Origin of the sequence: Amycolatopsis sp. NPDC058340 (assembly GCF_042723975.1) — a bacterium.
GTDB lineage: Bacteria > Actinomycetota > Actinomycetes > Mycobacteriales > Pseudonocardiaceae > Amycolatopsis.
In genome coordinates this window covers 126,651-138,812 of record NZ_JBHXIB010000020.1, presented here as the reverse complement: position 1 = coordinate 138,812, position 12,162 = coordinate 126,651, and the positions used below count along the sequence as shown (strand labels likewise).

The 12,162-nt window shown below is 68.2% G+C and carries 10 protein-coding genes; 4 read left to right on the top strand and 6 right to left on the bottom strand.

The annotated features are described in order from the left end of the window. Positions 1 to 220: 220 nt before the first annotated feature. Positions 221 to 2,515, bottom strand: a complete 2,295-nt coding sequence (locus ACFWIW_RS22915; RefSeq protein ID WP_378370290.1) for a beta-glucosidase — start codon at positions 2,513 to 2,515, stop codon at positions 221 to 223. Further along, entirely contained in the window at positions 2,512 to 3,546 is a 1,035-nt protein-coding gene (locus ACFWIW_RS22910; RefSeq protein ID WP_378370289.1) for a LacI family DNA-binding transcriptional regulator, read from the bottom strand. Before ACFWIW_RS22910 ends, ACFWIW_RS22915 begins: the two co-directional genes overlap by 4 nt. Positions 3,547 to 3,679: 133 nt before the next feature. On the opposite strand from ACFWIW_RS22910, the gene ACFWIW_RS22905 reads away from it, so the two are divergent. Genes ACFWIW_RS22905 through ACFWIW_RS22890 form a run of 4 tightly spaced genes read left to right on the top strand, consistent with a single transcriptional unit; the run spans position 3,680 to position 7,799 of the window. Then, on the top strand, positions 3,680 to 4,972 hold the full coding sequence (locus ACFWIW_RS22905; protein ID WP_378370288.1) for an ABC transporter substrate-binding protein: 1,293 nt from the start codon (positions 3,680 to 3,682) through the stop codon (positions 4,970 to 4,972). After that, positions 4,969 to 5,934: a carbohydrate ABC transporter permease gene (locus tag ACFWIW_RS22900; protein ID WP_378370287.1), complete on the top strand. Its 966-nt coding sequence runs from the start codon at positions 4,969 to 4,971 to the stop codon at positions 5,932 to 5,934. Before ACFWIW_RS22905 ends, ACFWIW_RS22900 begins: the two co-directional genes overlap by 4 nt. Further along, positions 5,934 to 6,752, top strand: a complete 819-nt coding sequence (locus ACFWIW_RS22895) for a carbohydrate ABC transporter permease (RefSeq protein ID WP_192741284.1) — start codon at positions 5,934 to 5,936, stop codon at positions 6,750 to 6,752. Before ACFWIW_RS22900 ends, ACFWIW_RS22895 begins: the two co-directional genes overlap by 1 nt. Before the next feature lie 33 nt (positions 6,753 to 6,785). Further along, entirely contained in the window at positions 6,786 to 7,799 is a 1,014-nt protein-coding gene (locus ACFWIW_RS22890; protein ID WP_378370286.1) for an endo-1,4-beta-xylanase, read from the top strand. Between the two features lie 94 nt (positions 7,800 to 7,893). Here ACFWIW_RS22890 and ACFWIW_RS22885 read toward each other — a convergent pair whose 3' ends face one another. Genes ACFWIW_RS22885 through ACFWIW_RS22870 form a run of 4 tightly spaced genes read right to left on the bottom strand, consistent with a single transcriptional unit; the run spans position 7,894 to position 12,162 of the window. Next, positions 7,894 to 9,156: an ATP-grasp domain-containing protein gene (locus ACFWIW_RS22885; protein WP_378370285.1), complete on the bottom strand. Its 1,263-nt coding sequence runs from the start codon at positions 9,154 to 9,156 to the stop codon at positions 7,894 to 7,896. Continuing rightward, positions 9,149 to 10,735: a condensation domain-containing protein gene (locus ACFWIW_RS22880; protein WP_378370284.1), complete on the bottom strand. Its 1,587-nt coding sequence runs from the start codon at positions 10,733 to 10,735 to the stop codon at positions 9,149 to 9,151. Before ACFWIW_RS22880 ends, ACFWIW_RS22885 begins: the two co-directional genes overlap by 8 nt. 6 nt (positions 10,736 to 10,741) lie before the next feature. After that, positions 10,742 to 11,515, bottom strand: coding sequence for a thioesterase II family protein (locus ACFWIW_RS22875; RefSeq protein ID WP_378370283.1), 774 nt, complete (start codon positions 11,513 to 11,515; stop codon positions 10,742 to 10,744). Beyond that, positions 11,512 to 12,162, bottom strand: a complete 651-nt coding sequence (locus ACFWIW_RS22870) for an FMN-binding negative transcriptional regulator (RefSeq protein WP_378370282.1) — start codon at positions 12,160 to 12,162, stop codon at positions 11,512 to 11,514. The genes ACFWIW_RS22875 and ACFWIW_RS22870 overlap by 4 nt, the downstream gene beginning before the upstream one ends.

Genomic DNA, 12,162 nt, shown 5'->3' with positions numbered 1-12,162 from the left:
GTCGCGAAAGCCACTTTCGAGACGTGTGATGTCCCGAAAGTGGCTTTCGCGACACAAAGGCCGACGGAGCCACAAGCTCCCCATAGGAGATTCACCTTACCGCGCAATAGAACCCGAAACACGACCACCTGTGCGGTGACCGGTACAGGGTCGTGAGTGGCGTTTCGGGTTGGAACCCGAAACACGACCACCTGCACCGAAAGAGTCCAGCCGCCCGCCCTCAGGCGAAGTCCGGGGCCAGCACGCGATCGAAGCCGACCTCCCGGCGCGGACCGGTCAACGTGCAGGCGAGCGTCGCCACGATCCGAGCGCTGGAGGCACCGACCCGCAGTTCGACGTCACCGGGCTCGACGAGCCGCGTACCCGCTCGTCCGGTGTACGAGGTCAGATCGGCGTGCAGCCCGATCTCGACCACCTCGGTCGCGCCGGGGGCGACTTCGACCCGTTTCGCCGCGATCAGCTGCTGGACCGGCCTCGCCACCTCGGCCACCGGATCGTGCAGATAGATCTGAACGACCTCAGTCGTGGTCCGGTCGCCTGTGTTGCTCAGTGTCACCTGAACCCGGCAGCGGCCGTCCGTCGGCCATGAAGGGTCCGCCACGGTGACGTCGTCCCAGCTGACGGCACCATAGGAAAGCCCGTGCCCGAAGGGGAACAGCGGTGTCGGGTCGACCGTGCTGACCTCGCTGCGCTGCCCGAGCGGAGCGGTGAGATAGGTCGACGGCTGCGACGCCTTCTCGCCGGGGAACCCGACCGGGAGCCTGCCGGAAGGGTTGATCCGTCCATTGAGGACACCGGCGAGCGCCACCGCGCCCTCTTCACCGGGGTAGAAACCGCATACGATCGCCGCGAGCCGGTCGGCCTGGCGCGAAAGCTCGTACGGCCGTCCACAAAGGAGTACCAGTACCACCGGCGTCCCGGTTCCGAGCAAGGCTTCGAGAAGTTCTTCCTGCCGCCCAGGCAGCTTCAGATCCGGCACGTCGCAGCCCTCGCCCGACGTGCCGCCGCCGAACAGGCCCGCGCGGTCACCGAGCACGGCGACGCAGACGTCCGCGTCCCTGGCGGCGGCGACGGCTTCGGCGATGTCCGCGTCCTCGCCGCCGAGCACCGGGCAGCCGAGCGCATAGGTGACTTCGTGGTGTTCACCGAGCGCGTCGAGCACTGTCGGAACCGAAACCCCGAACGGCACCTCCGGATGGTGCACGCCGACGTGCATCGGGAACGAGTAGCAGCCGAGCATCGCGCCGGGTTCGTCCGCCCGCGGCCCGACGACGGCGACCTTGTGGCCGGGTGAGAGCGGAAGCACACCGTCGTTCCGCAGCAGCACGATCGAGCGTTCGGCGATTTCCCTTGCCAGCGCGCGGGATTCCGGGTCGTCGAGGTCTATCTCGTCGGGCACCTCCGGCGACCAGTCTTCGTCGAGCAGGCCGAGTTCGCATTTCTGCCGCAGCACCCGTTCGAGGGCGCGGTCGACGGCGGCGGTGCCGACCGCGCCCTCCTCCACCGCCGCGAGCAACGGTTCGCCGTAACAGTCCACAGTGGGCAGTTCCACGTCGATACCGGCGGCGAGCGCCTGTCCGGCGGCATCCCCGCGATCGGCCGCGACACCGTGGAGCTTGTGCAGGAACGCCACGGAAAAGTAGTCCGCCACCACGGTCCCGGTGAAGCCGTAGGTGTCGCGCAGCAGATCCGTCAGCAGCGCTTCGTCCGCGGCGGCGGGGACGCCGTCGTTGTCGATGTAGGCGTTCATCACCGACCGGGCGCCCGCGCGCAACGCCATCTCGAACGGCGGCAGCAGGACGTCGGCCAGTTCCCTCGGCCCGACCGACACCGGGGCGAGGTTGCGGCCGGCGCGTGAGGCCGAGTAGCCGGCGAAATGCTTGAGCGTCGCGATCACCCCGGCCGACTCCATACCCGCGACGTAGGCGCTGCCGATCGTGCCGACCAGATGCGGATCCTCGCCGATGGTCTCCTCGACCCGGCCCCAGCGCGGATCGCGGGCGACGTCCAGCACGGGCGCGAGCCCTTGGTGGACACCAAGACGTCGCATCGTGCCACCGATCCGCGCCCCCATGCGGTACACGAGGTCCGGGTCGAAACTCGCCCCCCAGCACAGCGGCGACGGGTACACCGTGGCCTTCCAGGCGGCGAGGCCGGTGAGGGTCTCCTCGTGCACCAGCGCCGGAATGCCGAACCGGCCGTTGGCGATGATCTCCCGCTGGGAGCGGGCCAGGCTGCGCGCGCCGATCACCGGATCGACGGGGCGGGTGCCGTACACCCTGGTCAGCTGGCCGATCCCGTGGCGTACCAGTTCGTCCCAGTCCAGCGCCGCGTCGGCGAAGTCGTGCTGGTGCGGGGCCATCTCGCCGCCGGAGTCGATACCGACCCAGACGCCGTACAGCTGGGCGATCTTCTCCCGCAAGGTCATCCGGTCCATCAGCGCGCGGACGCGCTCGGCGGGATCCGCGGCGGTGTCGTGCCATGGCCGGGACGACTCGCTGGGCTGGGTGGTCAAGGTCGTCCGCCCTTCGTCGTGGTTCCGAGGGCACGCGTCGAGCGGCGCACCACGAGACCAGTGGACAGCGTGATGTGGGTTTCCTTCTCGGGTTCCCCGCTGATCAGCGAGATCAGGAGGGTGATGGCGCGGTGGCCCATTTCGCGGATGGGCTGGTCCACCGTGGTCAGCGGCGGGGTGCAGAGCGCGGATTCGGGAACGTTGTCGAAGCCGACCACCGACAGGTCGTCCGGCACGGACAGGCCGAGCTCCGCGGCCGCCCCCACGGTCGCGATCGCCGAGATGTCGTTGGCGGCGAACACCGCCGTCGGGCGGTCCGCGCCGGTCAGCAGTTCGCGGGCGGACCGGGCGGAGATCTCCGGATCGTAGGCACCGAGCCGGATCAGGTCCTCGTCGATCGGGACCCCGGCCGCGGTGAGCGCCCGCAGGTACCCGGTCTTGCGCAGTTCGGCCGATTCGAGATCCGGCCGACCGGCGAGGAAACCGATCCGGCGGTGGCCGAGCTCCAGCAGATGCTCGGTCGCCAGCTGGGCGCCACGCAGGTTGTCGGAATCGATGGTGGGCACCGTCGAAGGACCGGTGTGCGGGTCGACCGCGACCACCGGCGTTCCGGGGACTGCTTCCAGCGAAGCCACCGGCGTGACCAGCACCGCGCCGTCGACCAGCGTGCCGGAAAGCCTTGACAGATAACGCTTTTCCCAGCCCGACGGATCCCCGACCCGGCCGCCTGCCGAGTAGACGACGAGTTCGTAGCCGGTGCCGCGGATGGCGTCGGCGGCGCCCTTGAGCAGTTCGGTGGAGAACGGTTCGAGGTCGGCGACCAGGATCCCGATCACGTTCGTCTTGTGGTTGCGCAGGCTCTGTGCGACCAGGCTCGCCTCGTAGCCGAGTTCGTCGATCACCGCGCGGACCTTGGCCAGGGTCGCGGCGGCGACGCCGTAGCGGTCGTTGATCACTTTGGAAACCGTGGCCACGGAGACGCCGGCGCGGGCGGCGACGTCACGGATAGTGACCCTCGAACTGGGCTGCATACGGTCAGACTAGCCATGTAAAACGTTATCGACAACGATTGACATAGGAATTTCGGGCGCGCAAACTCATCGCCAGTCCGGGCGCAGTCACGCCCTGTCCTACTCGGCCGAAGTCGTCAGGAGTGGACTCACCATGCTTTCGAACCGCCGAATCCCCGCCGCCGCCGCGCTGGCGGCGGCCATCCCGCTCGCGCTCGCCGGCTGCTCCGGGGGTACCGAGACCGCGGCCGAGCCCAGCGGACCGGTCACCCTCACCTGGTGGCACAACGGCACGACCGACCCGATCAAGTCGATCTGGGCCCAGGTCGTCGCGGACTACCAGAAGGCGCATCCCGAGGTGACGATCAAGGGGCAGCCGCTGCAGAACGAGGAGTTCACCACCAAGGTCCCGCTCGCCCTGCAGTCGAACGAGCCGCCGGACGTCTATCAGTCCTGGGGCGGTGGTGAACTGGCGTCGCAGGCCACCTCGGGCAAGGTCGCGGATCTGACCGAGGCGGCCAAGGACTGGCTCTCCACGGTGGGCAAACTCGCCGAGAGCTGGCAGGTCGACGGCAAACAGTACGGGATCCCGTGGGAGCAGCATTTCGTCGGTTTCTGGTACCGCAAGGACCTTTTCGCGCAGGCGGGTGTCACCGCGCCTCCGTCCACTTTGGACGAGCTCAACACCGCCGTCGCCAAGCTCAAGCAGGCCGGTATCACGCCGATCGCGGTCGGTGGCAAGGATCGCTGGCCGGACGCGTTCTACTGGAACTACTTCGCGCTCCGGGCGTGTTCGGCGGACACGCTGAAACAGTCGGTCAAAGCGGTGAAACTCGAAGATCCTTGCTGGACCAAGGCCGGGCGTGACCTGCAGGCGTTCCTGGCCACCCAGCCGTTCCAGCCCGGCTTCACCGGCACCCCCGCCCAGCAGGGCGCGGGAAGTTCGGCCGGGCTGGTGGCCAACGGCAAGGCGGCGATGGAACTGCAGGGCGACTGGGAACCCGGCACGATGTCCTCGCTCACCGAAGACAAGGACCTCGACTCGAAGGTCGGCTGGTTCCCGTTCCCGGCGGTCCCCGGTGGCCAAGGCGATCCCGCCGCGGTGCTCGGCGGCGGCGACGGCTTCTCCTGCACCACCCGCGCGGTGAAGGCGTGCGCGGATTTCCTGCGGTACCTCGGCAGCGAACCGGTGCAGAACCAGCTCGCGGCGAAGGGCGCCGGGCTGCCGATGACCGCGTCGGCGGCCGCCTCCCTCAAGACCGAGTCGCTGAAGTCCGTCTTCGACTACGGGCAGAAGGCGCCGTACGTGCAGATGTACTTCGACAAGGCGTTCCCGACCGCGGTGGGAGCCGCGCTCAACGACGCCGTCGCGAACTTCTTCGCCGGGCAAGGCACTCCGGAGGGCATCGTCGACGCGGTGAACAAGGCCGCGGCGGGCGACAAGTGACGGCGACGGCCACGCGGGTGCGGGCGGCGGCGCGGCCGTCCGCACCCACCATCCGGACGCGGACGCCGGGAGTGCGCAAGAAGCTGGAGCTGACCTTCCTGCTCGGGCCGGCGCTGGTGCTGTTCGCCGGATTCGTGCTGGTCCCGATCGGGATCGCGGCGTTCTACAGCCTTTACGAGTGGAACGGTTTCGGCCCGCTCGACGATTTCGTCGGCCTCGGCAACTACGCCGACGCCCTGTCCGGCTCGGTGTTCCAGGGCGCCATCGGGCACAACCTGATCATCGCGGGGCTGTCCCTCGTGGTCCAGCTTCCGCTGTCCATCGGGCTGGCGCTGCTGCTCAACCGAAAGCTGCGCGGGCGCGCCGTCCTCCGCGCGCTCGTGTTCGCGCCCTACGTGCTGTCGGAGGCGATCACCGCGGTGATCTGGCTGCTCATGTTGCAGCCGAACGGTTTCGTGGACCAGATGTTGCGCGGTATCGGCCTCGGCGGGCTGGTCCAGCACTGGCTCGCCGACCCTGGGATCGTGCTCTACACCCTGTTCGCGGTGATCACCTGGAAGTACATCGGCTTCGGCATCATCCTGCTGCTCGCCGGGCTCCAAGGCGTACCGGCCGAACTGCGGGAAGCGGCCGCGCTCGACGGCGCGTCGGCCTGGCAGACCACCCGGCACGTCGTGCTGCCTCTGCTCGGGCCGACCATCCGGATCTGGGTGTTCCTGTCGGTGATCGGCTCGCTGCAGCTGTTCGACCTGGTGTGGATCATGACCCTCGGCGGGCCGGCCAACTCGTCGGCGACCATGGCGACCTATCTGGTCGACCACGGGTTCAAACGCTACGAGTTCGGTTTCGGGAGCGCGGTCGCGGTGATCCTGTTCGTGATCTGTTTCGTGTTCGCGTTGCTGTATCAGAGGTTCGCGTTGCGCCGGGACACCGACGGCGCGCTGACCAGGATGGTGGACTGATGCGCCGCGCCGGGACGCCGATCGGCTACGTCGCCGCGATCGCCGTCCTCGGGATCACCGTGGTGCCGCTGCTGTTCGTGGTGCTGGGCGGGTTCCGCACCACCGCGCAGATCAACGCCTCGCCCGCCGGCCTGCCCGGCCCGTGGGTCTGGGACAACTACGCGGCGATCCTCGGTTCGCCGTCGTTCTGGACGTTCCTGGGCAACAGCGCGCTGATCGCGGTGATCGCCACGGCGCTGACCGTGGCGCTGGGATCGATGGCCGCGTACGCCTTGTCCCGCTACACCTTCAAGGGCCGCGAGGGTTTCTACACGCTGTTCACCCTCGGCCTGTTGTTCCCGCTCGGTGTGGCGACCTTGCCGCTGTACCTGTGGTTGCGTCAGCTGGGGATGCTGGAGAGCTTCTGGGGCGTGGCGATCCCCGAAGCGGCGTTCTCGCTCCCGGTGACCATCGTGATCCTGCGGCCGTTCATGCGGGCGATCCCCGGCGAGATCGAGGACGCCGCCGTACTCGACGGCGCGAGCAGGCTCGGGTTCTTCTGGCGGATCCTGCTGCCGCTCTCCGCGCCCGCGCTGACCACCGTCGCCGTGCTCGCGTTCGTGACCAGCTGGAACTTCTACCTGCTGCCGCTGCTGGTGTTCAACGACTCCGCGAACTTCACCCTGCCGCTCGGCGTGGCGACGTTCCAATCCCAGTACTCCCAGGACACCGCACGCGTGCTCGCGTTCACCGCGCTGTCGATGATCCCCGCGCTCGCTTTCTTCGTACTCGCCGAACGCCGCATCGTCGGCGGGCTGACCGGATCCGTGAAGGGCTGATTTCACCGTTCAATTTCCGAAAGGAGATCCACGATGAACACCATTTCCCTGAAACGAACAGTCGCTCTCTTGACCGCCATGGCAGGTGTCGCGCTTTTCGCCACACCACCAGCTTCGGCGGCGGGCCCGCTGAAGGACATCACGAATCGCTACGTCGGTAGCGCCGTCGCCGCGAACCACTTGGCCAACGAAGCCGACTACCGTTCGGTGCTCACCCGGGAATTCGACAACGTCACCCCGGAGAACGAGATGAAATGGGGCGTCGTCGAGGCCAACCGCGGCCAGTACAACTGGTCCGGCGCGGACGCGATCGTCGACTACGCCCAGCGGAACGGCAAATCCGTCCGCGGGCACACGCTCGTCTGGCACAGCCAGCTGCCCGGCTGGGTCAACAACCTGTCCGCCGGCGATCTGCGGTCGGTGACGCAACGGCATATCGCCACCACGATGGGGCGCTACAAGGGAAAGATCCGCGCGTGGGACGTCGTGAACGAGATGTTCAACGACGACGGGACCCGCCGCGCGTCGGTATTCCAGCAGAAACTGGGTGACGGCTATGTCGCCGACGCGTTCCGGTGGGCCAGGTCGGCGGATCCGTCGGCCAAGCTGTACATCAACGACTACAACACCGAAGGGCTCAACGCGAAGAGCGACGCCCTGTACAACCTCGTGCGGACGCTGACGCAGCAAGGCGTGCCGATCGACGGCGTCGGCTTCCAGGCACACCTCGCGACACGGTACGGCTTCCCCGGCGGCTACCAGGCGAACCTCGCCCGCTTCGCCGCACTCGGCGTCGACGTCGCCATCACCGAGGCCGACGTTCGCATCCCGATGCCCGCCGACTCGACCAAACTGAACACGCAGGCGACCTACTTCAAACAGCTCTGGGACGGCTGCCACGCCGTCGCCCGGTGTGTGGAGTTCACGACGTGGGGCTTCACCGATCGCCACTCGTGGGTACCGGACACGTTCCCCGGCGAGGGCGCGGCCTGCCTGTTCGACCCGAACCTGCGGCCGAAGCCGGCGTACACCCGGATCAACCCCTGAGGACAGGTGGGCCGAAGGCTCCTTTCGTCGCATCGGACGCGGCGAACGGAGCCTTCAGCCCGCCGCGACCCCGCCCACGAACCCGAAAGGCCACTCACGACCACCCGACGCCAGAAAGCGTGGGCGTACTCGACCAGAAGGTGCCGTCGGCTTCGAACGTATAGCTGATCCGCGACAGCGCCTCGTCCAGGATGCCGACCATGGCGGCGTGGTCCGGAGCGCTCCCGGTGAGCAGATCGAGACTGGTGGTCTTCACACCGCCCGGCAAGGCGGCGCCAGGACGGACGTAAGGGCGGTATCCGGCGATCCCCGGTACGTCACGGACGCGATCGACGCCATCGACGGCGTGCAGCGTGCACGCGACGGTCGGTGCCTGCGCGTTGAACTGGAAATGGACCGTGTCCGGCCGCAGATACCCGTGGGGCGGCGGTTGGCCCGTCGCGAGGAGACCCGCGGTGCGGACGAGGTCGACACCGCAGGAGCGGCGCGCCAGTTCGTTCAGGTGCCCGCCGAGCCTGCCGTTGACCTCGATGATGCGGGGGCCGTCCACGGTCAGTTTGATCTCCGTATGGCAGATGCCGGTGCGCACACCGAGCGCGCGGACGGCCGCGACCGCCAGCGCGATCACCTCGGCGCCTTCGTTCTCCTCCAGGGCGACGGGCCAGAACTGGCCTACTTCACGGAACGGAGGCCACAACGGGTGCTTCCCGGTCACCGCGATGGGCAGCACGTCGCCGTCGCGGGACGCGGTCTCGACCGAGACGTAGTCGCCATGAGGAAGGCTGGGGCGGCCGGTCAGGAACTCTTCCACGACGAGACCACCGCTCACGTCACGGAGTTCTTCGATCAGTTTCGTGCCGACCTCCTCGTCGGTCACCAGGAAGGTGGACCCGCTCCCTTGTCCCTGCGCCGGCTTCACGACGGCGGGAAGCCCGACCTCGCGCAGCACACCGTGCCCGTCCCCGGGTCCCGGCACGAAGCCGCTCCGCACCGGATCCACCCCCGCCGCACGGAGGCGTTCACGCTGGCGGTACTTGTCCGTGAGGAGGACCGCGGTCTCCTCGGTGTGGCCGGGGAGACCGAGCCCCTCGGCCAGCGCCGCGGTCTCGCGCATCAGGTTCTCGGAAAAGGTGAGCACCGCTTTCGGGCGTAGCGCGCGGAGCCGAGCGACATCGTCTTTCCCGCCGAGCAGAACGACTTCCCCGAGCCTGGCCAGCACCGGCTTGAGCCGGTCGACGTGATCGGATCGCGGGAGGAGGAACACGACCGGGCCGAGCGGCGCCAGCCCGACCGCGATCTCGGCGGGAGAGACGGCCCCTTGGTCGTAGGCGACCGCGATCGGACGCCGATCAGCCACCGGCCACCTCTCGGGTCACATCGGCCGCCGCCGCCCGCAGCCCTCCGCGAACGATCGCGATGAACTCCTCGACACGGTCCCCGGAAACCAGGGATTCGTCGAAGGTGACGACGAGTCCGGTGCCGAAACCGGGAAAGTCGACCGTGTAGTCGCACGAGACCGGGTGGCTCGCCTTGTCCACCGCCCACCAGCCATCGACCTTGATACCCAGCTGTTCGACCCGGCGGTAGACGTGGAAATCGGTGAAGTTGAACGCGACGTCGAAACTGCGCCTGCCCAGATCCTCTTCGATCCGCGCCAGCGGATACCGCCGGTGAGCCAGGCCTTCGAGTTCGGTCGCGTGCATGGCGGCGGCGAGATCGGTCCAACTGCCCTCGGCCGACGCCAACCTGATCGGCACGGTGTTCAGGAACAGCCCGACGAGCAGATCCGAGCCTTCGATCTCGGGACGGCCGTTGACGACGACACCGGTCACGATGTCGCCGGAGCGTCCGGACCACCGGGCGAGCGCCCAGCAATGGACCGCGAGCAGCAGGCTTTTCACCGGGACCTTCGCCACCGCGGCGGCCTTTCTCAGGTCGGCGAAGAGCTCCGCGGAGAACAGCAACTCCCGACGGCTCGACGCGTCGGCGGGCGCGGCGAAGCGGGCGCGGTCCGCCAGCAACGGCGCCGCGTCGGCCTGCGACCGCCAGAACGCGGCCGCCTCGGCCGAGCCGACGGCCTCGAGTTCCGCCGCCTCGAATATCGCCATACCGTGTGACGGCACCGGCGGCAGTCCGGCCTCGATCCCTCTCAGCCCCGCATCGTAGAAGGTGAGAAGGTCGACGAGGATCGTCGCGAAACTCCAGCCGTCCATCACCGCGTGGTGGATCGCGACGGTCAGCTGGAAGGAATCCGCCACCGCGGCCACATGGCAACGGAACAGCGGAGCCCGCGACCAGTCGAAGGCCTCGGCGAGTTGCCGTGTCCGCCACGCGGCCACCGCGTCGGCGCCGTCGCCCGAGGTGATCCGGTCGACTTCCAGCGGAAGTTCCACCTCGGCCGAGATCAGCTGCACCGCCTCTTCGTATCCCGCGAGGTCGAACGAGCTTCGCAGGGCGGAATGCCGTTCGACCAATTCCGCCAGCGCCGCCCGGAAGACCGTCTCGTCGAACGGCACCTGCACCCGCATGCCGATCAGATCGTTGTAGAGACCGGGGTCGTCGGACATCTCGCACTGGTAGATGAGACCGATCTGCAACGCCGACGCGGCGCGGACGGCACCCCGACGTCCTGGCTCGCCGATCCCTTCGCCACCGGACGTCGGAACCTCGTCCGGCTCCATGGGCAGGTTCGGCACCAGCTCCGTCACCGACGGATAACTCAGCAGGTCGATCAGCCGCACCGGGATGCCGAGCCCGTTGGCACGGGAGATGACGCGGACGGCGATGAGCGAATCGCCACCCATCTCGTAGAAGTCGTCATCCGGCCCGATCCGGCCGGAACCGAGCTCCTCGCGGATGATCGTGAGCAGCACGCTCGCCAACGTCTCGTCCGTCCACCCGTCCGCGATACCCGCGACCGTGATCGATTCGTCCATTCGGCTTCACCTCTCCGAGGAAACGGCCTGCGGTAGCCCGCTCAGCGCCCCGGCCACGAGCGCCAGCACTTCCTTGATCTGTTCCCTCAGATAGAAATGGCCACCCGGCAATGTGTGGGCTCGCCAGCCAAGGTCGGTGTGTTCACGCCACAGCGACAACTCCCGCGTCGTCACCGTGTCGTCCGCCGCACCGCCGAGCACCAGCAGCGGAACCGGCAGTTTCGCGAAGGTCGGCCGGTAGTTCTCCATCATGCGCAAGTCGCTGCGCACGACTTCGAGTACCAGTTCACGCAGTTCGCCGTCGCCGAGAATCTCCTCGCTGGTACCGCCCATCGCCATTATTTCGGCGATGATCTCTTCATCGGCGAGGGTCCCGACGCTGCCCCGGCGGCGTTCCCGCTCGGTTATCGCGGGCACGGGCGCCGCCGCCGACACCACCAGCAGTTCCGGCAGGACCGCCCCGGTGCGATGCAGCCAGGCGGTCAGTTCCGCGGCGATCGCCGCGCCCATGCTGTGCCCGAACAACACGAACGGCCGCCGCGCCGCCTCACCGATCTCCACACCCAGCCGTTCCACCAGCTGGTTCATGTCGTCCACCAGCGGCAGGTGGAACAGGTCCTCCCGGCCGGGCAGTTGCACCGGCTGTACCGCCGGTGAACCCCGCTCCTTCGTCCACTCGTAGAACGCGGACGCCCCGCCGCCCAAATGCGGCAGGCAGAACATGGTGGACTCGGCACCCGCCCACCGATCTCCCCAGTACGGCAGAAAACGTTTCGTCACCGGCCCACCCAGCGCCGCATGATGTCGGCGACCCGCCGTCGCTCCGGCAGATCGCTGCCCGCGAACGCGTCCGCAACCATGGCCCGCACCCCGGGCTTCTTTTCCTGGCTCAGCTTGAACATCCCTTCGGCCGCGGTCACGACGAATCGGAACGCGCCGACCGCGGGGACGATCTTCTCGAAGTACGACAGTGATCCGGTCATGTCCCAGCTGGTGCCGTGGTCGCGTTCGAATGCCCGTACGGTCGCTTTGACGACTTCGAGCGTCTCGTCGCGGGATTCGATCGGGCCGATTTCACCGTGCGCGTGGACGGAGACGAAGTTCCAGGTCGGCGCGGCCGGAACGGTTTTGTAGACGGCCGGGGAGATGTAGCCGTTCGGTCCTTGGAACACCAGCAACGCCTCGCCACCCTCGCGGATCGCGCGCCAGTGCGGATTGGCGCGGTTGAGATGGCCGAGGAAGGTGACTCCGACCAAGCCGGTGTCACCCATGCCGCCCGCCAGCGTCTCCGGCACCGCGATCGCCGGAAGGTGGGTGGCCAGCAGGCCGTCCGGCCCGTTGCCGATCAGGGTGGCCAGCGGATGATTCCGGACCACCTCGACAGACCATTCCCGGTGGCGGGCCTGATAGATCTTCGGCACGAACAC

What these genes read in the sequence shown, in the direction of transcription:
- ACFWIW_RS22890 (WP_378370286.1), top strand. Translation starts at nt 6,786, where the DNA reads ATGAACACCATTTCCCTGAAACGAACAGTCGCTCTCTTGACCGCCATG.
- ACFWIW_RS22905 (WP_378370288.1), top strand. Translation starts at nt 3,680, where the DNA reads ATGCTTTCGAACCGCCGAATCCCCGCCGCCGCCGCGCTGGCGGCGGCC.
- ACFWIW_RS22880 (WP_378370284.1), bottom strand. Translation starts at nt 10,735, where the DNA reads ATGGACGAATCGATCACGGTCGCGGGTATCGCGGACGGGTGGACGGAC.
- ACFWIW_RS22910 (WP_378370289.1), bottom strand. Translation starts at nt 3,546, where the DNA reads ATGCAGCCCAGTTCGAGGGTCACTATCCGTGACGTCGCCGCCCGCGCC.
- ACFWIW_RS22895 (WP_192741284.1), top strand. Translation starts at nt 5,934, where the DNA reads ATGCGCCGCGCCGGGACGCCGATCGGCTACGTCGCCGCGATCGCCGTC.